Origin of the sequence: Tardiphaga sp. 839_C3_N1_4 (assembly GCF_051811045.1) — a bacterium.
Taxonomy (GTDB): domain Bacteria; phylum Pseudomonadota; class Alphaproteobacteria; order Rhizobiales; family Xanthobacteraceae; genus Tardiphaga.
This window is the reverse complement of the sequence record NZ_JBPWQD010000001.1, coordinates 260,364-286,303: the sequence shown is the minus strand read 5'-3', so window position 1 is coordinate 286,303 and position 25,940 is coordinate 260,364. Positions and strand designations below refer to the sequence as shown.

Below are 25,940 nucleotides of genomic sequence, written 5' to 3'. Positions count from 1 at the left end.
TTGATTTGAAGACCGTATCGCTTAGCGCGCCGGGGTCATTTTGGCGACGAAGCCTTCGAACGGCTTGTACGCCTGCTTGGCGAGATCGACATAGAGTTCGCTGATCTTGTGCGATTCAGCGACGAAAGATTCATAGGCGGACTTGGCGTATTCGGTCTGCACTTCGAGCACCTTGTCAAGCGACTGCACCCCAGACAGTTTGGTCACGAAGGCGTTGCCGTCCTCGAACGACTTCTTGGTGTAGTCGCCAACCGCGACAGCGATAGCCTGTGCACCGTTCTGAAGCGTGGCCGCCGATGCGACTGCACTCTCGAACTGCTCCTTGCCGTACTGCTGGATGTCTTCGACCTTGATCACTGCAAATCCTTTCCCGGATTGGACGGGTCAGCCGCGGCCGGGTGGACCCCGGTCTGATCTGACCTGCCCATCTATCGTGCGGTGCACAATGACGTCAAGAATCCTGTGCGATGCACAATTTTTACCATTGGCGATAAATGCACGGGTGATTGGCAATGGTTGCTTAACCTTTTGGAAACTCGCCGGACCTACCCTGATTTCTTGCATTGGTGCGTTGGGGCTAAAAAGCCCAAAAACTGCATGAGTACATACTCTTAGCCAGAATGGCCGCGTATGCTTCTGCCATCCCGCCGAGAGAACCGCTCAGGCTGACGCTTAAAACTGAGACACATCTCCGGTTGTTGGGCATAATTTAGCCTCACGATCCGGGGAATGAGACTGATCTGACGGGGAAGTCCATGCTTCGCACAACGTTTGCTTCGTCGCGCACCCTGCGGGTGTGCGCTCTTGGGCTGGCAACTCTCAGCATCGCAGTCATCTTTACGACTGACAGTGCGGATGCCCGCCGGCGTCATAAATCGCGAAGCCACGTCGCGCGCGTCTCCAGTTACAATCCCGCTTTCTCCTCGATCATCGTCGACGGCAATTCCGGCGCGGTTCTCTCGTCCAACAATCCCGATGGTTCGCGGCATCCGGCGTCGCTGACCAAGATCATGACGCTGTACGTGCTGTTCGAGAAGCTGGAATCCGGCAAGCTCACGCTGGACAGCGAAATGGACGTCTCGCAGCACGCCTCCGTGCAGGCTCCGACCAAGCTGGGCCTGCGCCCCGGTCAGACGCTGCGCGTCGAAGATGCCATCAAGGCGCTGGTGACCCGTTCCGCCAACGACGCCGCCGTTGTGATCGCCGAAGCCATTGCCGGCGATGAAGACGATTTCGCCAAGCTGATGACCAAGAAGGCCCGCGCGCTCGGCATGAGCCGCACGGTGTATCGCAATGCCTCCGGCCTCCCTGATGATGAGCAGGTGACCACCGCACGCGACCAGTCGGTACTCGGCCGCGCCATCCAGGATCGCTTCCCGCGCTATTACCGCTACTTTGCCACCGCCTCCTTCAATTATCGCGGCCGCAACATCCGCAACCACAACCGCCTGATCGGCAGTGTCGAAGGTGTCGACGGCATCAAGACGGGTTATACCCGCGCTTCCGGCTTCAACCTCGTCTCGTCGATGAAGCGCGGCAACCGCCATCTGGTCGGCGTCGTATTGGGCGGCCGCAGCGGCGGCGCCCGTGACGCCGCCATGCGCAACCTGCTCGCCGAGAACCTGGACAAGGGTGCCACCCGCCGCACCGTGGCTGCGATCACCGAGCGCAATCCGTCCGAATCCGCGACCGAGGTCGCCGAAGCCGAAGCCCAGGCGCGTCCGACCGAAACCAAACAGGTCAACGGCGCCATTCAGGTGGCTGCTGCGACGCCGGTCGTCGCTGAACCGGTCTCCGAACCGCCGGCTCGTGTCGCTACGCCCGTGGCCCGCCCGTCCGTCTTCGCTGCCGCCACCGCAGCACTGCCCCCGGCAGCGCCGCTGCCGCAGGCCCGCAAGCCCGAGCCCGGCCCGCTGAATTCAGGTGTCATCCAGTCTGAAGCCATCGCGACCATTCCCGGCTCGTCAGAGCCGATGAAGCCGGTTCGGGTCCGCACCGTCCAGGTCAAGTCCGGTCAGTACAAGCTGGCCTCCGCCGGCGGCGAGCAACCCGCCCCTCCGGCCGCCACCAATGCCATCGCGGCGCGCCCGGAAACCACCGCCCGCACGCCCGAGACCACCAACTCGCTCTATGCCCGCTCGGAGATGCCGCGCCAGCCGGCAGGCTTCGGGACCGGCAATGGGCTTCTCGGCGTCTTGCCGGCCCAGGGAAGCGCTCAGAGCGGCACCCAGATGGCCTATGCCGACCCTGCCCCGCGTAACGTGCCGGCCCCTCAGGCTCCGGCTCCGCAGACGGTACAACAGGGCGGCGCCATCAAGCCCGCCGCGATCCACACCGGCTGGATCATCCAGGTCGGTGCACTCGAGAGCGAGAGCGAGGCACGGATCCGTCTCGACGCCGCGCGTGAACAAGCCCGTGGCCTGCTCGGCAAGGCCGACCCGTTCACTGAAGCCGTCGTCGGCAAGGGCGACAGGAAACTCTACCGCGCCCGCTTCGCCGGCCTCGACCGCGAAAAAGCCGAAGCCGTCTGCAAGACGCTGAAGCGTTCCGAGATCTCCTGCATCACCATCAAGAACTGATCGACTGATACCGTCGGATAAGCAAATGGCCGGGACATTGTCCCGGCCATTTTGCTTTTGGTCACCATAAATCCCCGTGGCGACAACTTCTCGTCAAGACTTAGCCGCTACAAATTCAGACAGGGATTGATCGACCATGCCGGACAACGGCGGGCGATGGGGCGTTCTCAGAGAAACGGAAGCTGCTCGCAGTTGTAGCGTAAAAGCGTGCTGGAGTTAGCTGCGATGCGTGCGAAGCAGAGTGTCCTTGGCCTCGTTGACACGGGCCGCCAAGTACGTCGAGCCCCCCTGGTCGGGATGCAGTTTCTTCATGAGGGATCGGTGCGCGCGGCTGATCTCGTCGCGGGTCGCACCCGGCTTCACGCCAAGGATCTGATAAGCCTCCTCTTCCGTCATTTTACTGCCAGACGCCGCGCGGTCGTGCCGCCCTGCCGTATCGCCCTGCGCGTTCTGACGCCAAGCGGGAAACCGGCGGTCAAGATAACTTTCAAGTAGCGCCACGCTCTCCGCGTCGAAGCCGGTCATCATCGCCGCCAGTTGCGCCAGGTCGAATGCATCGAGCGACTGACCCGCATAGGGGCCGGCCACGATCCGTCCGCTGAGCTGGCCGCTGTCGTGATCGAGGGTCATGTCGAGAAACGCCGAGCGGACTTGCGAGGTCTGGCCGGACGATTTGGTCCCGCCTCCGAACATGCCGCCGATATTGCTGAAGCCCGCGGTGCCGAACGGCGCCCAGCCCAAGAGGCCCGCGCCGAAGATTCCGAGCGGGATCGCCACGGCCAGTTCGCCCTTGATCCCGGTGAAGGCCGCCACAGCCAGCGCCAGTACACCGCCAGCCAGCTTGATCCCCCGCGCCAGCATTGCCGGGTTGGCCGAGCGGAGCATCTGCAGCAGCATGTAGAGTACGAAGACGGCGAGCGCGCCAGCGATCAAAGTAGGCATGAGCTTTAGATAGTCGGTTGCCGCGATCAGCGAAACGGTTTTGCAGACCGTTTATCGCATCTGGCCAAGCAGCTTTGCCGCACCCGGCGCCGACGACGCCAGCCGGGTCAGCGCCTCCCGTCCGCCCGCGGCATAGGCGGCTACCGCGCGCAGCAATTCGCGGAGCTGCGCAGCGGCTCCCGGATCGAACCGGCACCAGGCGCCACCGGTCAGCCGGGCAATCTCGCGAAACGCCTGTTCGGCCGCCGGGTCTTGCCCTTCCTGAAACATGAAGACCGGCACTTTCAGCAGGCCGAGTTCACCGGCCCGCGCGCAGAGCTCGTCGACGGACTCCTCCATGGCGTCGCCCACGAACACCAGCGCGCGCACGCCAGAGGCCACCGCCTCGCGCCGCGTCTCCGATAATACTTTACCGATCTGGGTCTGACCGCCCTGGCAAGCGATCTTGCCCATCAGCCGCGCCAGTTGCGCGGTGTCCGAAATCCAGCCGGTCGCACGGCACTCGCTGAGGCCGCGGAAATAGACGAGACGGATATCGAGACTGCCGATCGATGCCGCCTCGCGAAACATGTCGGCCTGCAGCGTGCAGGCCATATCCCAGGTCGGCTGCCGGCTCATGGTGGCATCGAGCGCAAACACCAGCCGCCCGCGGCCGCCCGCTGCATGCGGCGCCATCGCTTTCGCTTTTGCTACAAATGCCGCGATGTCGGCCGATGCCGACGGCTGGGTCAGCGTATCGGTCCTGGACGTGGGAATGGTGGGATCGCTGGCCATGACAACTCGCGTTTGCTGCAAGCTTCATGTGGCGAGCATAGGCCGCGCGGTCAACCGCGCAGCACAGAACTCAGTTCACGCTCGGCGTATACTGCGCGATCTTGTTCGGGTCAGTCACACTGCTCTGCTGAGCGGGCTGCTCGATGATCTTCGGCTTGCCGGTGACCGGCGACAGCTTGCTGTCGTCGTCAAGGAACTTGTCGAGCAGACCCTGAATCTTTGTCTTCAGGGTTTCCGGTCCGCGGTCGCTCATGTCGGTGTGCTGCGCGCCGGTGTTGACGACCGTGATACCGGCCTTCTCACAGATCTCGTCATCCGGCACGACACCAGGATCCGGCTTGAACACCGAGTCATGCGAACGGAACGACAGGATCTTGAATTTGCCATCGGTCATGAACGGCACGCGCAGGTTATCCAGCGTTACGACCTTCTTGACGTCATCTGGGAATTCCTTGGCGTAGAACATCGAGATGTCGCCGCCGTTGGAATGGCCAACCAGCGTCAGATGATCGTAGTCGGAGTTCGGCTGAATCTTCTTCAGCTCCTTCACCGCGTATTTGATGTTCTGAACGCCACGCTCATAGACCGGCAGACGGCCGACATAGAGCTCGCCGACCTTGGTCACGAGCGGAGCGTCGGTATCGAGATCGTGCTGGATGCTGACGGCCATATAACCGCGCGCCGCAAACACGTTCGCGAGGAACGAGTATTCGGTGAACTTGACGGTGTTACCGTGATTGAGAACCGCGACCGGCAAGGTGATCATGCCGGCATTGGCCTGCATTTCCTTATCGCGGCGAACGGCAATGTCGACCTGCACAGGACGATTACGCGTCGCGTCAAAGAACGTCAGCGTTTCATGCCGAATGGCCCACTTCGACGCGGTGAAATACGCGGCGGTGGCCAGCACGCAAACCGAAAGCAGAATGAGAAGTCCGCGTTTCATGTTCGTCCCTGATCGGCCAGCTAGAGAGAAGTCTCAGCCGGCTACAGCACTTATGGGGTCGGACGACCCTCAAGCGGCTGCTTCAACAGCATATATGTCACAGCCCGGTGACAGAAAGGCTAAATATTGTGAATTCCGAGCCATGTTATTGTGCGCCGCACCCGTTTCTTGTGCACCTGCTAAAGAAAGCCATGGTCGAATTGAGCGATTTTGAACGAATTTCGCAAGGGATCGGAATTTCAAAAACGCCCTTATTTCAACGACAAATCAACTGTCGCACGGGCTACTCGTTCCCCGGCAAAAGACAATGATACCTGTACTATCAGGATAAAGTTGAGTGCGGGATCGTTCATAGCCTGCCGAACGGGTCGCGCTGGCTTTGCACAGTGAACGCGACTCAGTTGCCAAGGATGTCGTGAACATCCAGCGGCTTGTCGACCTGCGCAAACCACTCGGCGCGATTGGCGGCGCGGCGACGGCCACGCTCATCGAGCGGCAGCTTCAACTTGCGCAGCAGTTCGATGACTTCCTCGCGCGCCGTGACATGGCCCATGCTCGGGCGACGCCCGAGCGTGACTTCGTTGAGATCGTCGAGCGCCGTCAGGCCACGCGGGAAGAACTCACGGTACATCACGCGCTCGGCGAGACCGTCGATGGCGCGAAAACCGAGCTGCAGCGAGAGTTGATCGAGGACGCCGGCAACCAGCATCTTGTTGCGCGAGCCGAGCACCGAGAGCCGGTTGCGCACCACGATCCAGTCGGTGGTGGAGCCATCGTGTTGACGGCGCTTGCGACGGGCTTCGCGCGCCATCTTCGAATAGTGGCTTTCGCCGATCACCTTGTAGCTTGCGGCATCGACAGCGCCGAGCACGTCGAAATCGAGGAAGCTGTCATTGATCGGCGTCACCAGCGTATCGGCCATCGAATGCGCCAGACGCATCAGATAGGTATCGCTGCCAGGCGTGTCGATGACGATGAAATGGTGGGTACGCTCCACCGCGCTCACCGCGGTCATGAACTGATCGAGTTCGAAGGCTTCGTTGTCGGCGATCTGCATCGTCTCGCCGAGCTTGACGCAGCTATGGGTCGGCACTTCCAGCGCAAGTCCGGCGCTCTGCGCCCAGGCTGCGCGGTTGGTGATATAGCGCGTGAAGCTCTGCTGGCGACTGTCGAGATCGATGGTGGCGACGCGCTGACCGGCCTTCAGCAGCGCCACGGCAATGTGAAGCGCGGTGGTCGATTTGCCCGACCCGCCCTTCTCATTGCCGAGCACGATCACATGCGCCGTGCCGGACTGTCCCTGGGTGGTTTGCATCAACATCGCGCGATCCTTCGATCATCTTCAAATCGCGAGGCGTGGCAAGGGTCAAGCTAAATACAGGGGCATCCAGCTCTGCGGGCGATCAGCCGCGCTTAATCATGAATCCCGGCGGCCGGTTGCGGCATCAGGACACCCGGCAGCCTGGTATCGTGAGGCTTGGGTGATCCCGCGAGCTTTGATAAGCAGGGCGCGCACGCCCTCATCCGCCGCAGCCAACAACAAGAACGAGCCGCAATGCCCCGCACCCCGATCGTCGCCCGCACCCTGCCCGCCCTCCGCAAGGCGCTCGACGGCCTGCGGGCACGCAAGGCGACCATCGGCCTGGTGCCGACCATGGGAGCGCTGCATGACGGCCACGTCTCCCTGGTGCGCCTCGCCCAACGCCGCACCGGCAAGGTCGTGGTGTCGATTTTCGTCAATCCAACGCAGTTCGCCCCGACCGAGGACTTCGGCTCCTATCCGCGGACCTGGAAAAGCGACGTCGCCAAACTCACCGAAGCCGGCGTCGACCTGATCTGGAATCCCGACGCCAAGGTCATGTATCCGGAAGGCTTCGCAACGAAGATCACGACCGGAGGCCCGGCCACCGCCGACCTTGAAGATCGCTTCCGTCCGCATTTCTTCGGCGGCGTCGCGACAGTCGTCGGCAAGCTGTTCACGCAGGTGCGACCGGACATGGCGTTCTTCGGCGAGAAGGACTACCAGCAGCTCAAGGTCGTAACGCGCATGGCGCGGGATCTCGATCTCGGCGTCAAGGTGACCGGCGCCACCACAGTGCGCGAACGCGACGGTCTCGCGATGTCGTCGCGCAACGTCTATCTCTCGCCGGAAGACCGCGCCACCGCGCCGGTGCTTTACAAGGCGATGAAGGAAACTGCCAAGCGCCTGAAGGCGGGCGATGGCCTTGAAGCCGCCATGGCCGGTGGCGCCGCGATGATCATCGCTGCGGGCTTCGCACTCGACTACTTCGAAGCGCGCCATGCGGAGTCACTGGCGCCAGTGACCTCGATGAAAGACGGCCCGGTGCGCCTGCTGGTGGCTGCAAGGATCGGCACGACGCGGCTGATCGACAATATCGGGGTGTGAGGCTTTCGTCCTGCCCCGTCATTCCGGGATTCCGGGCCTTTGTCCTCGCTCGTCATTCCGGGGCGCACGGAGGCGGCGGAGCCGCTGAAGTGCGAACCCGGAATCTCGAAGTGTTTGGCGCGATCGGAGACTCCCATGCTGGGATTCCGGGTTCGCGTCCGGCAAGAGCCGGCCACGCCCCGGAATGACGAGTTTTGGGTGTCTAAACATTTTTTCCTACCCTCATTGACAAAATCCCCATCAGGTTTATATTCCCCTCCGTCCTGCCCCACCGAGAGGGGCGATCGCGATCGTCACGTTCGCGGGGTGGGATGCGGTGGACGCCGGAGATGCGGCGTTACGCGGTTTGGAGGTGACGTCTGTCTTCGGGCAGGACGGATCTGCGCCAGCACTGCCACTGGCAAGGAGACGGCCGACCTTCGGATGGAAAGAACCTCTGGACAGTGTGACGGACGACCAAATCGAAACGCGTCCGGCTCACTCGCTTGAGGCTCCCTGTCCCTCCGCCGTGGGACCATCATTTTGGTGATCGGATCGTTCGCCAAGGCAAAGTGCAAGCAGGCTGAAAAAACACCGCAGGCGGAACGTCGGGCACTTGCTCGGCGAATCCGAAAGTCCTGATGCATTACCCCCTTGCGGAAGACCGCATCGCATCAGGCCCAAGGGTGCAACGGGCACCCGGCGTTCCGCACGCCCTCTCAAGGGAGGGTGGGAATGCGAAACACGACGGCGCCCCCGCGCCGCTAACAATGGGGGCGATGACGCATGTCTGAAGGGCAGTGGCTGTTTGACATTCGAAGAAGCTGAGACGCGCAGGCGGGCGCGATATCCCTCCCCCAAGCGGCGAAGCCGCGCAGTGGGAGGGAAAAGCAGGAGCCCTACTCCGCCGCGATCTGGCGCGGCACCGGCGGCGGATTGGCGAGGTCCTTGGCGAGTTCGGCATAGCGCGCCTTCGCCGCCACGACCGAGGCTTCCTTCACCGGGCCGTAACCGCGAATGCTGTCCGGCAGCGAGAGAAGCTGCACGGCCGTATCCACCGTCAGCGGCGACAGCAGGTTCAACACCGTGGCGACGTCCTTCTCGTAGCCGGCGATCAGGTCGCGCTCCAGTCTGCGGTCGGCGCTGTAGCCGAACACATCCAGCGGCGTACCGCGCAAGGTGCGCAGCTTCGCCAGAATGCGAAACAGCGGCAGCATCCAGGCGCCGAAGGCGCGCTTCTTCGGGCGCCCCGACGCATCGGTACCCGGCAGCATCGGCGGCGCGAGATTGAAGCTGATCTTGACGTCACCCTCGAACTGATCGCGCAGCTGCTTCTCGAACTTGCCGTCGGTATAGAGCCGCGCGACCTCGTATTCGTCCTTGTAGGCAAGCAGCTTGGCGTAGTTGATCGCCACCGCGCGCGGCAGTTCATCGTCATAGCCACCACGCATGGCGGCCTCGCGGACCAGATCGACCATCGCCTGATAGCGCTCGGCGAGCTTGCTGTTCTGATAGTCCGTGAGCAATCCGCTGCGATGGGCGACGATCTCGTCCAGGCTCATCTCATCCAGCGTCTTTGGCGCGATCGTCTCATCGGCACCCTTGAGCATGCCCGCGAGCCGTGCAGGATCGGCGGCGGCAAGACGGCCAAGCTGGAACGCCAGCATGTTCATCTTGATCGAGACGCCATTGAGCTCGATGGCCTGCTCGATCGACGCTGCCTGCAGCGGCAGCAGCCCCTGCTGATAGGCAAAGCCCATCATCATCATGTTGGTCGCGATGGAATCGCCGAGCAGTGCTTCGGCTGCCTTGGTGAAATCGAGGAATGTCGATTCCTTGCGCAGCGACATTTCCAGCACGTTGTTGACCTTGCGGGACTGGAAATTGAAGTCGCGGTTGCGCACGAAATCCGCGATCGGAATGAGATGGGTGTTGACGATGCCAAAGGTGCGCGAGCTCTCGCAGAGCGAGATCGTGTCCTTGGCGATGGCCACCACTTCATCGGCCGCGATCAGGACATCCGCCGTGCCGGTGACAATGCGCGAACAGGTGACGTCGCCGGTGTCGTTGGCGAGACGCACATGGCTGAGCACCGCGCCGCCTTTCTGCGCGAGGCCGGACATATCGAGGATCATCGAGGCCTTGCCCTCGATATGCGCGGCCATGCCAAGCAGCGCACCGATGGTCAGCACGCCGGTGCCACCAACGCCGCCGACGGCGATGTTATAGGGCTTGTCGAGGGTCGGCCGCATGGCCGGTTCGGGAAGCGCGCCGATGGCGCCGAGTTCGACGGGCGCCTTGCGCTTCAGCTTGCCGCCATCGACGGTGACGAAGGATGGGCAGAAACCCTTGAGGCACGAATAGTCCTTGTTGCAGGACGATTGATTGATGGTGCGCTTGCGACCCAATGGGGTCTCCAGCGGCTCCACCGAAATGCAGTTCGACTGCACCGAGCAATCGCCGCAGCCTTCGCAGACTGCCGGGTTGATGAGCACGCGGCGCTGCGGGTCTTCGAGAATGCCCTTCTTGCGGCGGCGACGCTTCTCGGCGGCGCAGGTCTGCACGAAGACAATGGCCGAGCAGCCCGGCACTTCGCGGCAGGCCTTCATGACCTTGTCGAGTTCGTCGCGATGCGCCAGCTTCACGCCCGGCGCAATGGTGTTGGCAGGATAGGCATCGGGATTCTCCGACACGAGATAGATCTCGCGGATGCCCTCGCTGTGGAGCTGGAACGTGATCTTCTGCGGCGACAGGTCGCCGTCATGGTGCTGACCACCGGTCATCGCCACGGCATCGTTGTAGAGGATCTTGTAGGTGATGTTCGCCTTGGAGGCGATCGACTGGCGGATCGCCAGCGAGCCGGAATGGAAGTAGGTGCCGTCGCCGAGATTGGCGAAGATGTGCTTCTCCTTGGTGAACGGCGCAATGCCGGTCCATGGCACGCCCTCGCCGCCCATATGGGTGAAGGTCTCGGTCGAGCGATCCATCCACAGCGTCATGAAATGACAGCCGATGCCGGCCAGCGCGCGCGAGCCCTCCGGGACCTTGGTCGAGGTATTGTGCGGACAGCCCGAACAGAAATACGGCGTGCGCGTGATCGGTACGACGTTCTGGACCTGCGAAGCCTCGCGGCCGTGAAACCAGTCGGCCTTGGCACGCAGCAGTGCTGCGATCTCCGGATCGATCTCCATCGCCAGCAGACGATCCACCAGCGAGGTCGCAACCTTGGCGACGCTCAGCTCTTCGGCGAATGGCAGGAAGCGATGATCGTGAGAATCCATCTTGCCGACGATGCGTGGCCGCACATCATCGCGCCAGTTGAACAGCTCCTGCTTGACCTGGTTCTCGACAATCTCGCGGCGCTCTTCGACGATGAAAATCTCTTCGAGGCCGACGGCAAACTTGCGTACGCCTTCCGGCTCCAGCGGCCACGGCATGCCGATCTTGTAGAGACGCAGACCAATCTTTGCTGCGACCTCTTCGGTGATCCCGAGTTCGCGGAGTGCCTGGCGCACGTCCTCATAGCTCTTACCGGAGGCCATGATGCCGAAGCGCGCATTCGGCGAGTCCATGGTGACGCGGTTGATGTTGTTGGCGCGGGCAAAGGCGATCGCTGCGAAGCCCTTATAATCCTGCAGCCGGCGATCCTGCACATAGCGATCGTCCGGCCAGCGCAGGTTCAAACCATCCGGCGGCAGTTCGAAATCGGTCGGAATATTGAACGGCGTCATTTCGTCGTTGAGGTTGATCTCCGCCGTGGTCTCGACGGTCTCGGTGATCACCTTCATGCCAACCCAGCAGCCGGAATAGCGCGACATGGCAATGCCGAGCAGGCCCATCTCGATCATCTCGTGGATCGACGACGGGTAGAGATAGGGCATCAGCGCCGAGATGAAGGCGTGGTCCGACTGATGCGGCACGGTCGACGACTTGGCGCCGTGGTCGTCGCCGGCGAGACAGAGCACGCCACCGAATTTCGCCGAGCCGGCAGCGTTGCCGTGGCGGAAGACGTCGCCGCAGCGATCGACGCCGGGGCCCTTGCCGTACCAGATGCCGACCACGCCATCATATTCGGCGCCGGGCGAGAGATTGAGTTGCTGGGTGCCCCAGATCGCGGTGGCTGCGAGATCTTCGTTGACGCCGGGCTGGAATTTGACGCCGTATTGATCGAGATGCTTGCGCGCCGCCACGAGCTGCTGGTCGTAGCCGCCGAGCGGCGAGCCGCGATAGCCGGTAACAAAGGCTGCGGTGTTGAGACCCGCCGCGCGGTCCCTGCGAACCTGTGCCATCGGCAGGCGCACCAGCGCCTGAATGCCGGTCAGGAAAATGTGGCCAGAGCCCTGGGTGTATTTCTGATCGAGACTGATCGCGCCTTGATTAATTCCCATTCCCACCCTCGTCACTGCGGCCTCGGGCTATCGCCCCGGACTGTGTCGTCCGGCCTGCTCGCGCCTATTATCTGGGGTCGTTCGACTCCCTTAGAAACAGTCTATGTTGGATTTTGAACGGGGCGCACCACAATTCTGGGCAATGGAGCCCCGCGTCCAAAGAACGCAATTTCGTGATGAATGCGGCCGGTAGACTTGTCACGTTGTGTCGCCGCAAAGGCCTTTGACGCAAGGACGTAACGGCTTCACGCTGCAGTGCGATGCAGCACGATCTGCCAAAGGAGGCTCAGGCCTCGCCCGGGAATATCTCACTGATGATCTTCATCAGATCGGCCTCGCGAAACGGCTTGCGCAGATAGGCGCGGAAACGCCCTGCCCGGTCGCGCACCACATGTTCCAGCAGCGAGGTCATGACCACCACCGGAATGATGCGCAGGCGCTCCTCCTGCCCCATCGCTGCGATCAGGCCGGCGCCGTCGAGGAACGGCATCATAAAATCGGTCAGCACGAGATCGGGCGTGTCCCGATGCAGAATGTCGAGCGCCTCACGGCCGTTGCCGGCTACGAGGACATTGAAGGCGTATTCGCTCAACAGGACTTCGAGCCAGTCCGCGATCGCCCATTCGTCCTCGACAATCAGGACAGTTCGCACCGCTATTCTCCAGTCAACTTAAGATCCGTCGATGGAGTTGGTGCAGGTCCCTGACTAGAAATGTCCCTGAGGATGCGCTCCGCGCTCTGGAAATCGACATCAAGAACGATGCCGCCGTCGAGAATTTCAAATCGACGCATGCGCATATCGGTCCGGCGGTCACGCGATTTCAGAATGGTCATCAGACGATGGTTTTCCGAGCGCAGGGCTGCGAGATGCAGCGCGATGATGTTCTCGGCAACCGCGGAGAGACCCGTCTGATTGACGCCCTTGAGCGGCTGCCCGGGTGTCATGCCAGCGTGATCGGTTTCTGCCGTCGCCAGCGTGGTAACACCGAGTGCGCGCAACTCGTTGCACAGCGCCGACAAAAAAGAGCCGATGCGCTCCTTTTCGTCGGTGAGCTTCGAGAAGCCTTCGATGCCATCGATCACCAGACGGCGCACGCCGTTCTGCCTGATGGTCGCAAGCAGCTCGGTTGCGACCTCGTCGAGCACCGCTTCTGTCTGCGGACGCCACATCAGCGTAACCTTGTCGCCCCGCGATTTCAGCGGCAGCTTGAGGCTGTCGGCCTTGATCCGCAGCGCCATCGGATTCTCGTGAAACCCGAACAGCATGGCCGGTTCATTGGCGGGACCGCCGGTCAGGAACTGAAGACCGGCCGTGGTTTTGCCGGATCCCGATGGTCCGAGCACCACCGTCACCGAATGCGTATCAACGCCGCCGCCGAGCATCTTGTCGACGCCGCCAATGCCGACGGACACCATCGGACCGTCGGCGCTGTCCCAGACGCTCGGCGTCTCCAGCAGCGCCTCGATACGCGGATAGATGGCGTGGCCGTTCTCAGTGATGCGATAGGAGTGCTTGCCGCCCATGAACCAGCTGCCACGCAGCTTGTGGACCTGAAGTGACCGCTCGGCGCGCCGGCCATGCAGTGCCGACTGCAGCTCGATGAGACCGTCCACCATCGTATGCTCAGGCGGATGCGCATCGGCGTCGAAGGCGCTGGTCAGCAGGAACATGGTGCAGTTACTGAACGCCGCCTGGGTCTGCAATTCGTGGATGAACTTCTTCAGCTCAAGCTCGGAACGCGCCTTCTCATGGACGGTGATGAGGCCATCGAGCACCAGAATGCTGGCATTCCGGGTACGCACCTCGCGGCGAACCACATCGAGCAGCCCGCGCAGCCCGTCGTCTTCCAGCGTCTTGAAGGCGCCGACATAGGACATGCGGTCGGGAATTGCCGCTTCATCGAAGAAGGTCATCCGCCGCATATGCCCGATCATGCGGGCGTGGCTCTCTGCAAGCAGCGTGATGTAAAGCGCGTTACGCCCCTGCGCGGCCTGCGCGAAGCAGATCTGGTTGCCCAGAATCGTCTTTCCGGCGCCCGGGGCGCCCTGAATGATGTAGATGCCGCCGTCGAAAACGCCCCCGCCCAGGATCGCATCGAGACCCGGTACGCCGGTTGTAAACCGGCCGTTATCGCCACTCATTCCGAAACTGCCCCTAACGTGTCACCTATGCCGGTGAGATGTTGAAACGCGTCGGGGAGCGATGGGTTCCAAAGCTTTTTCAGAAATATTTCGAAACACTGCCTCTCAGCAAGGCAGCATCCCGCTAATAGCGCCCCCGAAACGGAACATCGGCCTTTACGGGCCATTGCTGTCCGGTCACCCTGACAACATCAGGCATGGAGGACGGAAATGAATCAGAAGCTGAATACCTGGACGTCGCAGCCTGAACTCGCCGGCAGCGATATGGTGTCGACGAATGACGGTTCTTATCATCCGGATTGTGGCGAAGAGCATGATCACAAGCCGACCAAGGCCATCATCGGCGTGGGACTACTCGTGGTGCTGAGTTTCCTGCTCTATGAATTCAACGGCAAGGTGTCCAAGACGCACACGTCAGCGACCCCGCCCGCGCAGCACCAAAGCTTCGCGGCAAACCACTAGGCTTTGACAGCTTCATCCGCAATAGCACTTTCAGTGTCGGGCACGACGACCCGAAACTGTAAGCCGTGCAGACCGATGGTCGGCACGATGCCGAAATGGTCGGTGCCGAAGACTTTGACCCGATGCTGCAGTTCATCTTTCTCGATGCTTACCGGGATATCGCAGATCTGCTCATAGGCCCTACGCGTGTGACGCGTGTTGCCCCAGCGCAGCGCCCGCTCGATCAGCGGGTCCGGCTGTGTGGCCAGGACGCGTGCCATCCGCCAGAAAGTCTGCACCAGCTTCGTATAGGCAATCTCTTCCAGACCCGCGACACTGATATCAGCCGGAATTGGGAACGCCTCGACATCCACGATCGGTCCGGCATCGACACGTGCAATCATGCGATGGACCGTGCAGCCGAAGTCGGTCGCGTGATCGTAGAGCGCAAAATGCGCCGGGGCCCAGCCGGGATATTGCGGCGGGCCGGGATGGAAATTGTAGGCGCCAAAGCCAAGCTGATCGAGCACCGCGCCGGGGACTATCACACCAGTGGTGAACGAAATCATCCGCGCCCGGCCCAGCCAGTCGAGCTCGATCGCCGCCAGATCTTCAGCTGTGAAAACAGGAAGGACCGTAAGGGCCGGATTGTGACCACGGAGCAAAGTTGTAAAGACCGAGTGCTCAGCAGGACCCGTCAGGAGGATAATCGTATCGAACATTCGGGCTGCCACGCGCTTCTGCGAATCAATAATCGCCTCAGCGTCGCAGCCAGGCCTTAACATCTGATGAGCAGGCCCGATCACGCTGCATTGCCACATAGGACCTGGCTCTGGAATGGCGCAATCGCGGGAACATGCACCTCATCTGACGGTTGTCCCTCTGCACAGGAGGACACGACATGGCGAACATTCCCCATCCCAATGATCCGTATCGTCCAAATCCCGCTGATGACATCCGCAATCCTGCGCGGCTCGACAATGAGCTGCAGGCCGATCCTGAACTCGCGGAAGGGCCAGCGAGCGGTAGCCGCATGGCTATTTATGCACTTGGCGTTGTTGTCTTGCTCGGCGCCGTATTCTACGGCTTGAACAATACATCCACGACTCCGGGCGACGCGACGAAGACCGCGTCCCAGTCCGCGCCAGCGACGCAGGACAGCACGCCAAAGGCGCCGGCGCCAACCAACAACATCGCGGACTCCTATTCGAAGCCGCCAGTGGCACCCGGCGTACGTGACGTGACGCCCACCAACAAGCAGTCCGGCGTCACCACCGGTGCGGCACCTGCGCGACCGCAGGCTCCGCAATCGGCTCCGACCGGCACCGAGATCGACAGCTCGAAGGGCGGCGCGCCGAAGTAACGGCGCGACCGGGCAGACAAGGCTGCGGGCATCGATGCCCGCGGCTTTGTTGCACATGGATTATGCGCTCACCTGACGCAGGAACGTGCGTTCCTCTGCGAGGATGAACTGGTGCTCCTCGGCCGACGCGAAATTCGCAACGCCTTCCGCATTGCTCCGCAGTCTGGCGCGATAGGCTTCATAGGCCGCGAGACTTGGAAACGAGATCAGGCCGAATGCGACGTTGTTCGTTCCTTCATGGGGCATCCAATAGCCCTGCAGATCACCACCGCATTTGGGAATAATCGTCAGCCAGCGCTTGGCGTAGGCTTCAAACAATTCGCGTTTGAATGGATCGATCTGATAGCGAATGAAGACAGTGATCGTCATGACGGCTCCCTCTGCAGATGCCTGGATATAGCCGCTTGCTCGACCGCAATACTTTGATTAGCGTCGAAGTATGAAAGCAGGCCCCGACATCGCCGTGGTCGCTGCACTTGTTGGCGATCCTGCACGCGCCAATATGCTGACGGCGCTGATGACAGGCCGTGCGCTGACCGCGAGTGAACTCGCCCAGGAAGCCGGGATTACGGCGCCAACCGCGAGTTCACACCTCTCCAAGCTCGAAGCAGGTGGCTTGATCGAGCCGGAAAAACAAGGGCGCCATCGCTATTATCGCCTCACCGGCCCCGATGTCGCCGGCGTGCTGGAAGGCCTGGCCGGTCTGGCAGCCCGCGCGGGCCATCTCCGTCTCCGCACCGGGCCGAAAGAACCGGCATTGCGCCGCGCACGGATTTGCTACGATCACCTCGCCGGCGATCTCGGCGTGCAGATGCTCGACAGTATGCGGGCACAGAGACTGATCCGGCAGACCGAGCAGGTCATCGAACTCACGACCCAGGGCAGCCGGTTCGTTGCTGAAGAATTGAGGATAGATCCGGCAACGCTGGCTCATCCGCGCCGGCCGGTCTGCAAGGCCTGCCTCGACTGGAGCGAGCGGCGCCACCATCTGGCCGGGACACTTGGCGCCGCCATCATGATCTCATTTACTGCCATGAAATGGGCGGCCAGAGATCCCTCACCCGGCAGCCGCGTGGTGCATTTCACCCGCAGCGGCGAGAAGCGCTTCGAGGCATTGTTCGGCACGACCGGCGACGCTATCCGGAAAACGTGAAGACGCCGGCTTACCTTTGCCGCAATGCAGCCTGAAACCGCGCCGGTCCTTCCTTCCCCCGGAGCTCCTCGATGACCCGCCTGCTGCTCGCTGCACTGATTGCAACCCTGCCGTTCACCTCATCGCAAGCGGCCGAGCCTCCTGCGGCACGCGAGCCTTACGGCATTGGCCTCGAAGGCTTTCCCTATCCCTACCCCGTCAACATGCTGCCGCTGGTCAATGACGGCGAGCAGGTGCGCATGGCCTATATGGACGTGCCATCGGCCAAGCCCAATGGTCGGACTGTGGTGCTGCTGCATGGCCGCAATTTCCCGTCGAGCTACTGGGCGCCGGTAATCGGCACGTTGAACGAGGCCGGTTACCGCGTCGTGGTCCCCGATCAGATCGGCTTCGGCAAATCGTCGAAGCCATCAGGCGATCTGCATTTCGACAACCTCGCCCGCAACACCGTCGCGCTGATGGATCACCTCGGGATTGCAAATTTCGACATCGTCGCGCATTCCCTCGGCGGCATGTTGAGCGTGCGCGTTGCCCGCGCTTATCCCGATCGCATCGATCACCTGCTGCTCGCGGCGCCGATCGGACTTGAGGACTATCGCCTCTATGTGCCGCCGACGCCGACCGAGAAGATTCTGGAGAACGAAGACAAGCTGACGGCGGAGGGCTACCGCAAACAGCTCGAGGTGAACTATTCGCTGAAGATGCAACCCGATCAGGTAACGCCCTTTATCGACGCGCGTTTCAACATCAAGGGGTCACCGGAATATCCGCGCTGGCTGCGCGCCTTCGTCAGCTCGGCGCAGCTCATTTATCGCGAGCCCGTGGTCCACGAAATCCCGCTGATGGCGCTGCCGACCCTGTTCATCATGGGCGCCGACGATCACAACGCACCGGGCAAGCCGAATGCGCCGGAGGCGCTACGCTCGAAGATGGGCCAGAACGCCGATCTGGCAAAGGCGCTGGCGGCGAAGATGCCGAACGCGAAGGCCGAGGTGTTGCCCAACGCAGGCCATATCGTGTTTCTCGATGCACCGGCGAAATTCAACGAATTGATGCTCGCATTTCTCGCGGCGAAGTAGCAACTGCCGCGCCCTGCTACGCAGACATCCCGAAACATTCATGCTGTATTCAGATCGAATCGGCTTAATCGTGCTGTGCAGCGTTGATCCCTAGCAATTTTCTTGCCCCGTAAGAGTTCTGCAGCGGGTGATGCGATGCCATCATTATTCTCTGCGCCGCATCGCGGCACCATCGAGGGAGAACACGAATGAAGACGATCTTTGCGGCAGCCTTGTTTGCCGTTAGCGTCGGGGGCATCGGTGCCGCCAGCGCAATGCCTCTGGCTCCGCTGAGCGCTGCAGACACAGCAGGCGTGATCCAGGTGGCTCAGGGTTGCGGCCCCGGCTATGCCCGCGGTCCCTATGGCGGTTGCCGCCCGATGTTTCGTGGTCCGCCGCCGCGCGGCCCGGGTTACTGCCCACCCGGCTTCTTCCGCAATCCCTACGGCCGCTGTATCCGCCGCTGGTGATCGCTGCACAATCCTGACGACGAAGACCCCGCCACTGGCGGGGTTTTTTGTTGCCCACGCGGCGGTTACGGCCGTCACACGAAGATGACAGAATAGCGCTTCGCTATTCTGGAGATCGTCATGTCGCGCGCCTTGCGTCGTCTCATTCTGGCCGGGCTCCTCAGCCTCTCATCGCTGACGACCAGCCGCGCCGAGACCATTCCCCTGCCCGAGCCGCAGCTCGGCCCGCGGCCGTTCTATCTCGTCGACAAGATGAAAGACGGCCCGCTGAAGGCAAAGCTCAGCACCTGCACCGGGCCGTTTCGCAAGAGCGATTTTTCCATCGCCCATCGCGGCGCGCCGCTGCAATTCCCCGAGCACAGCCGCGAGTCCTATCTGGCCGCCGCACGCATGGGTGCGGGCGTAATCGAATGCGACGTGACCTTTACGAAGGACCGCCAGTTGGTCTGCCGTCATTCGCAATGCGACCTGCACACGACAACGAACATTCTTTCGGTGCCGGCGCTGGCGAACAAATGCACGCAACCTTTCAGCCCTGCCGATCCCGCCACCGGCAGGAAGGCGTCGGCGAAATGCTGTACCAGCGACATCACGCTGGCAGAGTTCAGGACGTTGACGGCGAAAATGGATGCCGCCAACACGTCAGCGACCACCGTTGCGGATTATCAGAATGGCACGCCGCGCTGGCGCACCGACCTTTATGCGAGCTCGGGCACGTTGATGACCCATGCCGAGAGTATCGCGCTGATCAGGAGCCTCGGCGCCAAATTCACGCCCGAGCTGAAGGCGCCGGAAGTGCCGATGCCGTTCGACGGCGATTACAGTCAGGAGAAATACGCGACCCAGATGCTCGACGAATATCGCGCCGCTGGCATTCCGCCTGGCGACGTATTTGCCCAGAGCTTCGATCTCAACGACATCAAGTTCTGGATCCGCACCGCTCCGGACTTCGGCGCGCAGGCGGTCTATCTCGACGGCCGCTACGAAACACAGGGTTTCGATCACATGCGCGCAGAGACGTGGAAACCGTCGATGGCCGAACTCAAGGCCGCCGGCGTCAGGATTCTCGCGCCGCCGATCTATATGCTGCTGACGCTCGACGGCGCCAACAAGATTGCACCATCCCCCTACGCCAAAGCAGCGCGCGATGCCGGGCTCGATCTGATCACATGGTCGCTGGAGCGCGACGGGCCACTGGCCAACGGCGGCAGCTTCTTCCATCGTTCGGTCAAACCCGCCATCGACCGCGACGGCGATACGCTCACCGTACTCGATGTACTGGCGAAGGATGTCGGCGTGCGCGGGGTGTTTTCCGACTGGCCGGCGACGACGACGTTCTATGCGAGCTGCATGGGGCTGCGCTGACGCAGCACGCTATTTGGCGTCGCTGTCATAGATGAATTTCGGCATTTCCAGCTTCAGCCGGATTGCCAGCAGGCGGAACACCAGTCCGGTCACGGCGGCAACCAGCGTCACCAGATCGGGACTGAATCCGTATTTGATGCCGCCGATATACAGAAGCCCCGTGACGATCGACACGCTGGCATAAAGTTCGGCGCGAAACAGCAGCGGCACGTCGTTGCACAGCACGTCGCGGAGCACGCCGCCGACGCAGCCTGTGATCATCCCGGCCACAACCACGATCAGCAGCGGCTGATCCATGGCGAGTGCGATGTTGCAGCCCATGATGGTGAAGACCACGAGACCGATGGCATCGAGCACCAGAAACAGCGCGTGAAAGCGATGCACCACCCGTGCGAGCCCGATGGTCACCAGCGCCGCACCACCGGTCAGCAGCAGCAGATACGGGCTCTTCACCCACCACAGCGGATAGTGCCCGAGCAGCATGTCACGCACCGAACCACCACCGAGCGCAGTGATGCAGCCGAGCATGGCGACGCCAAGCCAGTCCATCTTGCGCCGCCCGGCCGCCAGCGCAGCCGTCACCGCCTCGGCAATGAGCGCGATCATGGCGAGCGGAAACAGCAGGGCTTCGGTATGGGGCATGGGACTCGTCGGTAGCGGATGACGGCGACCTGTAACACAAATCCGTGCATGCGGTGACCGGCGGCGGACAAATCCCCGCCATCTTCCTGAGCCTCCATCACAACCTCACAGCAGGAGGTGTCATGACCCGTCTGTTTCTCACCCTCCCCATTCTACTCATGGCTGGCGCGGCCATGGCGGAGGACGCGCGGCTGTCGATGCCTTATTATGGCAGCGCCACCATGAATGCCGATGACAGCCTGGTGCTGCATTTCACCCGCACGGTGGACGGCAAGCCGGCTGACGGCTCGCAGACCTTTGCCCCCGGCGATCGCAGCTATGACAACGTGCGTCGCCACCTGAGCGGCATTGAACCCGGCCAGACCAAACCGCTGACGCCCTGGAGAGACTGAGCGTCAGCGCAAACGGGCTTGCTCTACCAGTAGCGGCGGCGCCAGTAACGACGACGCCAGTAACGGCGTCGGACGCCCCAGCGGCGACGGCGCCAACCCCAATGCCTGCGGCGCCACCCCCAATGCCGTCCCCGCCAGCCGCGATGCCAGCGCACCTGTTCCGGCTGCAGACGATCAACATCGTCCTGTGAGGCCACCGCCGGCTGCGGTTCACTTTCAGATCTGTGGTTGTCGAGCGGATTGGTCGGTAGCAGCGGCGCGGCCTGGGCCTGGACGACAGTCTGGGCGACCAACCCGGCGCCCGCGACAAAGCCGAAGGCGATCTTCAGAAAATGACGGCGTTCCATCGCGATCTCTCCTGATATCCGTGAGGACATCAGGATCGGACCAGCGGCATGAATGGAAACTGAATGCGCGCCGGAACTCACATATTCAGACGTCGAGACTATCGAAAGCCGGCAGCAAGCCCGACCACCTGACCGTCGAGGCCGCTGAAGCCGTGATATCCCCGCGCCTCGCACGGATCGCCGTCATTGCGACCGCCGCTCAGCCACGCCACGCGGGCGCGACCGGCCGACCATTTCACGAACGGATCGACGCCGGCCGGCGCGGTAACCTTGCAGCCGTCATTGCGATGATGGATGACGAGCGTGCGCGGCAACGCCGAGGGCGAGCCGATGATCGACATCACATTGCTGCCACTGCCCGACTCCGCACTGAGAAAGCCCGAGGTCAGCACCAGCGCATCCGGCCGCGCACCGCGTGCAATGCCTTCGGCGGCACGTTGCGTCCCACGGCTGGTCGCCACCACCGTCACCGGACGCTTGATCGCGGCCATATATTGCACCGCGCTGGAGAGATCCGTCCCGGCGTCCATCACCAGCACCGCAAGACCGCGCGCCGCATAGGCGCTGCGGGTGCGCACGAGCTGGTTGCCCTGCAGCCCATTGATCTCGCCGTGCTCGCCCGGGCTGATGGCGCCACTGCCGCCCGGCATCAGGATCACACTGGCGCGCAGCGCCTTCGGCCTGATCAAGACCGCCCGCGACCCGCCGACGCTGACCGTCTCGTCGGCCATCGCCGCGCCGCAGGTCACGCTAATGAGCGTCACGGCTGCGAGGACATGGTTGATCCAGATGCGGTGCTTGGTCATGCGCGGCTCCGCCTGTTTTCCTGTCAGGGACGACTACTACAATATCGACGATGCCCGATGGCAAGCGATGGATACGTTCGCTCCCCATTCCGAAAGATGCAAGCGCTTCGCGGAAGCGGATGAAGCCGATGGCGGCGTAAGGGTGCCCTGTAGCCCACACGAGCGAAGCGACATGCGGGGACCGCGTCGGACAATTCCTCCCGGATTTCGCTGCGCTCATCCGGGCTAAGATTGTTCGGCTATTTCCCCCGCATCGCCGCCATTACTCTTGGCACGAGCGATGACGCGACTGCCGCGTGGCCGCTGGCGTTGAAATGCTGGCCATCGGGATCGCGCGTGCTTGCCGGCGCGGCCATGCCGGTCATGATCACCTTGATATGGCGCGCCGCCAGTTGCTGTTGGATGGCAGCTATATTGCCCGCGCGGCTGGCGCCTTCGCCGCGTCGCGCGTCGTTGCCGCCGGGCTGGAGAATGACGATCTGCGTACCGTCCGGCACGGCCGAACCGAGCCGTTGCAGCATGCCGCCAGTCGTATCGCCGGGAATTCCGGCGTTCGCGACATAGGCATCGACTCCGCGCGCCCGAAGCATCGCCTCAAGTTGCGCGGGAAAAGCTTGCGACGGCTCGACACCGCCATTGGTTCTGCCGCGGCCGTAACCGTAGGTGTTGCTGGCGCCGAGTGCCACGATGTTGACGGACGCGGCCTGAACGGCGACGGAAGGCAGCATGAACGCAACAAGACAAACAGCCGCTCGTGTTATCTGCATGTGAGCCCCCTCCAGCGTGACGCCGCTACAACGGCATGTTGTCGTGCTTCTTCATCGGCACTTCCAAATGCTTATCCTTCAGCATCGCGAGCGCCCTGGCGATGCGCTTGCGGGTGGAGTGCGGCATGATCACGTCGTCGATATAGCCGCGCTCGGCGGCGACGAAGGGTGACAGGAAGCGGTCCTCATATTCCTTGGTGCGCGCGGCGATCTTGTCGGCGTCGCCGATGTCCTGACGGAAGATGATTTCCACCGCACCCTTGGCGCCCATGACCGCGATCTGCGCGGTCGGCCAGGCGTAGTTCATGTCGGCGCCGATTTCCTTCGAGGCCATCACGTCGAAGGCGCCGCCATAGGCCTTGCGGGTGATCACGGTCACCAAGGGAACGGTGCACTGGCTGTAGGCGAACAGCAGCTTGGCGCCGTGCTTGATGAGGCCGCCATATTCCTGCGCAGTGCCCGGCAGGAAACCCGGCACGTCCACGAAAGTGACGATCGGAATGTTGAAGGCGTCGCAGAAGCGCACGAAGCGCGCGGCCTTGCGCGAAGCGTCGCTGTCGAGCACGCCGGCCAGCACCATCGGCTGGTTGGCGACGAAGCCCACCGTCTTGCCGGCCATGCGACCGAAGCCGGTGACGATGTTCTTGGCAAAGGTCTCCGCGATCTCGAAGAAGTCGCCCTCGTCCACGACCTTGAGGATCAGCTCCTTCATGTCATAGGGCTTGTTCGGATTGTCGGGGATCAGCGTATCGAGCGACAAATCCGTGCGTTCGATGTCGTCGAAGCTCGGCCATTCCGGCACGCCTTCGGTGTTGTTGGCGGGCAGGAAGTCGATCAGCCGGCGCATCTGCAGCAGCGTCTCGACATCGTTCTCGAAAGCGCCGTCGGCAATCGAGGATTTCGTGGCATGCACGCTGGCGCCGCCGAGTTCTTCGGCGGTGACGACCTCATTGGTCACCGTCTTCACAACGTCGGGGCCGGTGACGAACATGTAGCTGGTGTTCTTCACCATGAAGATGAAGTCGGTCATGGCGGGCGAATAGACGTCGCCGCCGGCGCAGGGTCCCATGATGACGGAGATCTGCGGGATCACCCCCGAGGCCTGCACGTTGCGGCGGAACACGTAGGAATAGCCCGCGAGGGCCGCGACACCTTCCTGGATGCGCGCACCACCGGCGTCATAGAGGCCGATGATCGGCGCCCGCGCCTTCATCGCCATATCCTGCAGCTTGGTGATCTTGAGCGCGTGGGTCTCGGACAGCGAACCACCGAACACGGTGAAATCCTTGGCGAAGACGAAAGTCTTGCGGCCGTTCACGGTGCCCCAGCCGGTGACGACGCCGTCCCCGGGAATCCTGGACTTTTCCATGCCAAATTCCACGGAGCGGTGTTCGACGAACATGTCGAATTCCTCGAAAGACCCCTTGTCGAGCAGAAGCTCGATGCGCTCGCGGGCGGTCAGCTTGCCCTTGCTGTGCTGCGACTCGATTCGCTTCTCGCCGCCGCCCAGTTTGGCGCCTGCACGCCGCGCTTCGAGGGTGTCCAGGATGTCTTTCATGTGCTCCAGCCCGTCAATGTCACGTGTTATCGCCCGCGGCGACCGCAGGGTTTGGGCGAGGTTCTAGCATGGGGTTTTCGGCGGTGGAAACGCCCATCAGGAAGGGTTGAATCCCCCAAAATCGCATGGCGCCGGCGGCGATCCTGCCTATATCCGGATCAGACAAGGGAGAGCGCCGGATGACCAATATCGTGATCAATGAAAACAGTGGCGCAGCCACGGGTGGCGTGCGTGACCTGCTGCGCTGGGAAGGCGTGGCACTGTTTGTCGGAATGACGCTGTTCTACTGGATCTCGGGTGGGCCCTGGCAGATCTACGCCCTGTTTTTCTTCGTCCCGGACCTCAGCATGCTGGCCTATCTGGCGGGCCCGCGGATCGGCGCAGGGATCTATAACCTGGTGCATGCGACCATCGCGCCGCTGCTGCTCGCGCTCGCCGGTATCGCCACCGCCGAGCCGATCGCCGGTTCGATCGCACTGGTCTGGTTCGCCCATATCGGCTTCGACCGCGCGCTCGGCTACGGCCTCAAATACGACGCCGGTTTCCGCTTCACCCATCTCGGCCGCATCGGCAAGGATGCGACCGCACCGGCCACGGCGGAAAACCCGACAACCGGCAATCCTATCAAGGCTGCCTGACGCGCGGCCTCACGGCTCGCCGGGCTTGAACGGCGCCTCCCTCCCGGGCGGTGTGCTCTCCTCGGCCATCGCCAGCAACATCGCCACCATCACGTAATTGCCAGCCACGGCCGTGAGATCGACGATCTGCTGATCGTTGAAGATCTTCTTGGCACGCGCATAGGTCTCGTCGGAGACCTTGTGCGTGGTCGTGAGCTCGGTGACGAAGTCGTACACCGTCGCCTCGTCCTCAGCCATGTTGGCGGGCCGCTTGTTGGCCTTGAGATCGGCGATGATCTCAGGCGACAATCCCGCTTTCTGCGCGAGCGGCGCATGCGCGAACCATTCGACCTGCGAGCGCCATTGCCGCCCGACAATGATGATCGCGAATTCGTTGAGCTTGACGGGAACGGACGTATCCCAGCGCAGATAGGCGAACAGATCGAACAGCTTTTGCCCGAGCACCGGGCTGCGCATCATCGGATTATCCAGCGAGCCCCACGCTTGAGACCTTCATCACCTGTTCGCCGAGCGGCTTCTGCCTGGCGTCGAGCTGATCCATGGTGAGCTGCGGAAAGCGCGGCTCCTTGCTGGTGGCAGGCTGCGCAAAAATCGTGGCGGCAAACCAGCCGCTGGCCGCTGCAACTGCAAGCGACGACAGTCCGATGGACGACATCCAGAGCGTCAATTTCATGATTTCCTCCGTGAGCTTTTTTATTGTTCACGAAGGCTAGTTCAACGGGCATCACAGCGCCAGTTCCGGAGCGTCCCGGAACTACTGCCTCGCCCCGCAGAACACGCGGA

The 25,940-nt window shown here is 62.3% G+C and carries 27 protein-coding genes; 10 read left to right on the top strand and 17 right to left on the bottom strand.

The window, feature by feature from the left end; genetic code table 11:
• Positions 1–21: 21 nt before the first annotated feature.
• A complete protein-coding gene (locus AB8A38_RS01705) occupies positions 22–357 on the bottom strand; it encodes a phasin family protein (protein ID WP_068734393.1) in 336 nt (111 codons plus the stop codon).
• Positions 358–755: 398 nt separating this feature from the next.
• Between AB8A38_RS01705 and AB8A38_RS01700 the strand changes: the two genes are divergently transcribed.
• Positions 756–2,579 carry a serine hydrolase gene (locus AB8A38_RS01700; protein ID WP_439084737.1) on the top strand — a complete coding sequence of 608 codons (1,824 nt, stop codon included), beginning with the start codon at positions 756–758 and terminating at the stop codon, positions 2,577–2,579.
• Positions 2,580–2,795: 216 nt separating this feature from the next.
• On the opposite strand, the gene AB8A38_RS01695 is transcribed toward AB8A38_RS01700, so the two are convergent.
• The 4 genes from AB8A38_RS01695 to AB8A38_RS01680 all read right to left on the bottom strand — a co-directional run bounded on the left by AB8A38_RS01695 (position 2,796) and on the right by AB8A38_RS01680 (position 6,562).
• Positions 2,796–3,521 (bottom strand): DnaJ domain-containing protein, encoded by a 726-nt coding sequence (locus AB8A38_RS01695; protein ID WP_439084736.1) that lies wholly within the window; start codon positions 3,519–3,521, stop codon positions 2,796–2,798.
• A 51-nt stretch (positions 3,522–3,572) separates the two neighbouring features.
• Positions 3,573–4,295 (bottom strand): VWA domain-containing protein, encoded by a 723-nt coding sequence (locus AB8A38_RS01690; RefSeq protein ID WP_439084735.1) that lies wholly within the window; start codon positions 4,293–4,295, stop codon positions 3,573–3,575.
• Between the two features lie 70 nt (positions 4,296–4,365).
• Entirely contained in the window at positions 4,366–5,241 is an 876-nt protein-coding gene (locus AB8A38_RS01685) for an alpha/beta fold hydrolase (RefSeq protein ID WP_315842673.1), read from the bottom strand.
• Between the two features lie 397 nt (positions 5,242–5,638).
• Positions 5,639–6,562, bottom strand: coding sequence for a division plane positioning ATPase MipZ (locus tag AB8A38_RS01680; protein WP_439084734.1), 924 nt, complete (start codon positions 6,560–6,562; stop codon positions 5,639–5,641).
• Positions 6,563–6,796: 234 nt separating this feature from the next.
• Between AB8A38_RS01680 and panC the strand changes: the two genes are divergently transcribed.
• Positions 6,797–7,648 (top strand): pantoate--beta-alanine ligase, encoded by an 852-nt coding sequence (panC, locus tag AB8A38_RS01675; protein WP_439084733.1) that lies wholly within the window; start codon positions 6,797–6,799, stop codon positions 7,646–7,648.
• An 878-nt stretch (positions 7,649–8,526) separates the two neighbouring features.
• On the opposite strand, the gene AB8A38_RS01670 is transcribed toward panC, so the two are convergent.
• The 3 genes from AB8A38_RS01670 to AB8A38_RS01660 form a co-directional block, all read right to left on the bottom strand.
• Positions 8,527–12,015 carry an indolepyruvate ferredoxin oxidoreductase family protein gene (locus AB8A38_RS01670; protein WP_439084732.1) on the bottom strand — a complete coding sequence of 1,163 codons (3,489 nt, stop codon included), beginning with the start codon at positions 12,013–12,015 and terminating at the stop codon, positions 8,527–8,529.
• A gap of 286 nt (positions 12,016–12,301) precedes the next feature.
• Positions 12,302–12,667, bottom strand: a complete 366-nt coding sequence (locus AB8A38_RS01665) for a response regulator (RefSeq protein ID WP_439084731.1) — start codon at positions 12,665–12,667, stop codon at positions 12,302–12,304.
• Positions 12,668–12,669: 2 nt separating this feature from the next.
• Positions 12,670–14,157: an RAD55 family ATPase gene (locus AB8A38_RS01660; protein ID WP_439084730.1), complete on the bottom strand. Its 1,488-nt coding sequence runs from the start codon at positions 14,155–14,157 to the stop codon at positions 12,670–12,672.
• Positions 14,158–14,367: 210 nt separating this feature from the next.
• Here AB8A38_RS01660 and AB8A38_RS01655 point away from each other — a divergent pair, with 210 nt between their 5' ends.
• Positions 14,368–14,619, top strand: a complete 252-nt coding sequence (locus AB8A38_RS01655; protein ID WP_439084729.1) for a hypothetical protein — start codon at positions 14,368–14,370, stop codon at positions 14,617–14,619.
• Here the strand turns inward: AB8A38_RS01655 and AB8A38_RS01650 are convergent.
• Positions 14,616–15,320, bottom strand: a complete 705-nt coding sequence (locus tag AB8A38_RS01650; protein WP_439084728.1) for a formyltransferase family protein — start codon at positions 15,318–15,320, stop codon at positions 14,616–14,618. The two genes, AB8A38_RS01655 and AB8A38_RS01650, sit on opposite strands and share 4 nt — an antisense overlap.
• 179 nt (positions 15,321–15,499) lie before the next feature.
• Between AB8A38_RS01650 and AB8A38_RS01645 the strand changes: the two genes are divergently transcribed.
• Positions 15,500–15,961 (top strand): hypothetical protein, encoded by a 462-nt coding sequence (locus tag AB8A38_RS01645; RefSeq protein ID WP_439084727.1) that lies wholly within the window; start codon positions 15,500–15,502, stop codon positions 15,959–15,961.
• A gap of 60 nt (positions 15,962–16,021) precedes the next feature.
• Here AB8A38_RS01645 and AB8A38_RS01640 read toward each other — a convergent pair whose 3' ends face one another.
• Positions 16,022–16,330 (bottom strand): NIPSNAP family protein, encoded by a 309-nt coding sequence (locus tag AB8A38_RS01640; protein WP_439084726.1) that lies wholly within the window; start codon positions 16,328–16,330, stop codon positions 16,022–16,024.
• Between the two features lie 70 nt (positions 16,331–16,400).
• Between AB8A38_RS01640 and AB8A38_RS01635 the strand changes: the two genes are divergently transcribed.
• From AB8A38_RS01635 to AB8A38_RS01620, 4 genes are all read left to right on the top strand, one after another.
• Complete coding sequence (locus AB8A38_RS01635) at positions 16,401–17,114, top strand: ArsR/SmtB family transcription factor (RefSeq protein WP_439084725.1); 714 nt, start codon at positions 16,401–16,403, stop codon at positions 17,112–17,114.
• 71 nt (positions 17,115–17,185) lie between these two features.
• Entirely contained in the window at positions 17,186–18,193 is a 1,008-nt protein-coding gene (locus tag AB8A38_RS01630) for an alpha/beta fold hydrolase (protein WP_439084724.1), read from the top strand.
• Positions 18,194–18,381: 188 nt separating this feature from the next.
• Positions 18,382–18,642 carry a GCG_CRPN prefix-to-repeats domain-containing protein gene (locus tag AB8A38_RS01625; protein ID WP_089268198.1) on the top strand — a complete coding sequence of 87 codons (261 nt, stop codon included), beginning with the start codon at positions 18,382–18,384 and terminating at the stop codon, positions 18,640–18,642.
• Between the two features lie 120 nt (positions 18,643–18,762).
• Positions 18,763–20,007 carry a glycerophosphodiester phosphodiesterase family protein gene (locus tag AB8A38_RS01620; protein ID WP_439084723.1) on the top strand — a complete coding sequence of 415 codons (1,245 nt, stop codon included), beginning with the start codon at positions 18,763–18,765 and terminating at the stop codon, positions 20,005–20,007.
• Between the two features lie 9 nt (positions 20,008–20,016).
• Here AB8A38_RS01620 and AB8A38_RS01615 read toward each other — a convergent pair whose 3' ends face one another.
• Positions 20,017–20,649 (bottom strand): trimeric intracellular cation channel family protein, encoded by a 633-nt coding sequence (locus AB8A38_RS01615; protein WP_439084722.1) that lies wholly within the window; start codon positions 20,647–20,649, stop codon positions 20,017–20,019.
• Positions 20,650–20,771: 122 nt separating this feature from the next.
• Here AB8A38_RS01615 and AB8A38_RS01610 point away from each other — a divergent pair, with 122 nt between their 5' ends.
• The gene (locus tag AB8A38_RS01610; protein ID WP_139212566.1) at positions 20,772–21,041 is read left to right on the top strand and encodes a hypothetical protein; all 270 of its coding nucleotides are present in this window, start codon (positions 20,772–20,774) and stop codon (positions 21,039–21,041) included.
• Between the two features lie 23 nt (positions 21,042–21,064).
• Here the strand turns inward: AB8A38_RS01610 and AB8A38_RS01605 are convergent, their stop codons facing one another.
• The 4 genes from AB8A38_RS01605 to AB8A38_RS01590 form a co-directional block, all read right to left on the bottom strand.
• A complete protein-coding gene (locus tag AB8A38_RS01605) occupies positions 21,065–21,388 on the bottom strand; it encodes a hypothetical protein (protein WP_439084721.1) in 324 nt (107 codons plus the stop codon).
• A 98-nt stretch (positions 21,389–21,486) separates the two neighbouring features.
• Complete coding sequence (locus AB8A38_RS01600) at positions 21,487–22,119, bottom strand: alpha/beta hydrolase (protein ID WP_439088446.1); 633 nt, start codon at positions 22,117–22,119, stop codon at positions 21,487–21,489.
• Positions 22,120–22,433: 314 nt separating this feature from the next.
• The gene (locus AB8A38_RS01595; RefSeq protein WP_439084720.1) at positions 22,434–22,961 is read right to left on the bottom strand and encodes a GDSL-type esterase/lipase family protein; all 528 of its coding nucleotides are present in this window, start codon (positions 22,959–22,961) and stop codon (positions 22,434–22,436) included.
• A 25-nt stretch (positions 22,962–22,986) separates the two neighbouring features.
• The gene (locus tag AB8A38_RS01590; protein ID WP_439084719.1) at positions 22,987–24,519 is read right to left on the bottom strand and encodes an acyl-CoA carboxylase subunit beta; all 1,533 of its coding nucleotides are present in this window, start codon (positions 24,517–24,519) and stop codon (positions 22,987–22,989) included.
• Positions 24,520–24,698: 179 nt separating this feature from the next.
• Here AB8A38_RS01590 and AB8A38_RS01585 point away from each other — a divergent pair, with 179 nt between their 5' ends.
• Complete coding sequence (locus AB8A38_RS01585) at positions 24,699–25,157, top strand: DUF4260 domain-containing protein (RefSeq protein WP_439084718.1); 459 nt, start codon at positions 24,699–24,701, stop codon at positions 25,155–25,157.
• Positions 25,158–25,166: 9 nt separating this feature from the next.
• Here the strand turns inward: AB8A38_RS01585 and AB8A38_RS01580 are convergent, their stop codons facing one another.
• Positions 25,167–25,616, bottom strand: coding sequence for a carboxymuconolactone decarboxylase family protein (locus tag AB8A38_RS01580; RefSeq protein WP_439084717.1), 450 nt, complete (start codon positions 25,614–25,616; stop codon positions 25,167–25,169).
• A 4-nt stretch (positions 25,617–25,620) separates the two neighbouring features.
• Positions 25,621–25,830, bottom strand: a complete 210-nt coding sequence (locus tag AB8A38_RS01575) for a hypothetical protein (protein WP_439084716.1) — start codon at positions 25,828–25,830, stop codon at positions 25,621–25,623.
• Positions 25,831–25,940: the final 110 nt, after the last annotated feature.

What these genes read in the sequence shown, in the direction of transcription:
- AB8A38_RS01615 (WP_439084722.1), bottom strand. Translation starts at nt 20,649, where the DNA reads ATGCCCCATACCGAAGCCCTGCTGTTTCCGCTCGCCATGATCGCGCTC.
- AB8A38_RS01655 (WP_439084729.1), top strand. Translation starts at nt 14,368, where the DNA reads ATGAATCAGAAGCTGAATACCTGGACGTCGCAGCCTGAACTCGCCGGC.
- AB8A38_RS01575 (WP_439084716.1), bottom strand. Translation starts at nt 25,830, where the DNA reads ATGAAATTGACGCTCTGGATGTCGTCCATCGGACTGTCGTCGCTTGCA.
- AB8A38_RS01600 (WP_439088446.1), bottom strand. Translation starts at nt 22,119, where the DNA reads ATGGCCGACGAGACGGTCAGCGTCGGCGGGTCGCGGGCGGTCTTGATC.
- panC (WP_439084733.1), top strand. Translation starts at nt 6,797, where the DNA reads ATGCCCCGCACCCCGATCGTCGCCCGCACCCTGCCCGCCCTCCGCAAG.
- AB8A38_RS01640 (WP_439084726.1), bottom strand. Translation starts at nt 16,330, where the DNA reads ATGACGATCACTGTCTTCATTCGCTATCAGATCGATCCATTCAAACGC.
- AB8A38_RS01645 (WP_439084727.1), top strand. Translation starts at nt 15,500, where the DNA reads ATGGCGAACATTCCCCATCCCAATGATCCGTATCGTCCAAATCCCGCT.
- AB8A38_RS01585 (WP_439084718.1), top strand. Translation starts at nt 24,699, where the DNA reads ATGACCAATATCGTGATCAATGAAAACAGTGGCGCAGCCACGGGTGGC.
- AB8A38_RS01620 (WP_439084723.1), top strand. Translation starts at nt 18,763, where the DNA reads ATGTCGCGCGCCTTGCGTCGTCTCATTCTGGCCGGGCTCCTCAGCCTC.
- AB8A38_RS01580 (WP_439084717.1), bottom strand. Translation starts at nt 25,616, where the DNA reads ATGATGCGCAGCCCGGTGCTCGGGCAAAAGCTGTTCGATCTGTTCGCC.
- AB8A38_RS01660 (WP_439084730.1), bottom strand. Translation starts at nt 14,157, where the DNA reads ATGAGTGGCGATAACGGCCGGTTTACAACCGGCGTACCGGGTCTCGAT.
- AB8A38_RS01695 (WP_439084736.1), bottom strand. Translation starts at nt 3,521, where the DNA reads ATGCCTACTTTGATCGCTGGCGCGCTCGCCGTCTTCGTACTCTACATG.
- AB8A38_RS01680 (WP_439084734.1), bottom strand. Translation starts at nt 6,562, where the DNA reads ATGTTGATGCAAACCACCCAGGGACAGTCCGGCACGGCGCATGTGATC.
- AB8A38_RS01630 (WP_439084724.1), top strand. Translation starts at nt 17,186, where the DNA reads ATGACCCGCCTGCTGCTCGCTGCACTGATTGCAACCCTGCCGTTCACC.
- AB8A38_RS01610 (WP_139212566.1), top strand. Translation starts at nt 20,772, where the DNA reads ATGACCCGTCTGTTTCTCACCCTCCCCATTCTACTCATGGCTGGCGCG.
- AB8A38_RS01690 (WP_439084735.1), bottom strand. Translation starts at nt 4,295, where the DNA reads ATGGCCAGCGATCCCACCATTCCCACGTCCAGGACCGATACGCTGACC.
- AB8A38_RS01625 (WP_089268198.1), top strand. Translation starts at nt 18,382, where the DNA reads ATGAAGACGATCTTTGCGGCAGCCTTGTTTGCCGTTAGCGTCGGGGGC.
- AB8A38_RS01635 (WP_439084725.1), top strand. Translation starts at nt 16,401, where the DNA reads ATGAAAGCAGGCCCCGACATCGCCGTGGTCGCTGCACTTGTTGGCGAT.
- AB8A38_RS01700 (WP_439084737.1), top strand. Translation starts at nt 756, where the DNA reads ATGCTTCGCACAACGTTTGCTTCGTCGCGCACCCTGCGGGTGTGCGCT.
- AB8A38_RS01685 (WP_315842673.1), bottom strand. Translation starts at nt 5,241, where the DNA reads ATGAAACGCGGACTTCTCATTCTGCTTTCGGTTTGCGTGCTGGCCACC.
- AB8A38_RS01670 (WP_439084732.1), bottom strand. Translation starts at nt 12,015, where the DNA reads ATGGGAATTAATCAAGGCGCGATCAGTCTCGATCAGAAATACACCCAG.
- AB8A38_RS01590 (WP_439084719.1), bottom strand. Translation starts at nt 24,519, where the DNA reads ATGAAAGACATCCTGGACACCCTCGAAGCGCGGCGTGCAGGCGCCAAA.
- AB8A38_RS01605 (WP_439084721.1), bottom strand. Translation starts at nt 21,388, where the DNA reads ATGGAACGCCGTCATTTTCTGAAGATCGCCTTCGGCTTTGTCGCGGGC.
- AB8A38_RS01650 (WP_439084728.1), bottom strand. Translation starts at nt 15,320, where the DNA reads ATGTTCGATACGATTATCCTCCTGACGGGTCCTGCTGAGCACTCGGTC.
- AB8A38_RS01595 (WP_439084720.1), bottom strand. Translation starts at nt 22,961, where the DNA reads ATGCAGATAACACGAGCGGCTGTTTGTCTTGTTGCGTTCATGCTGCCT.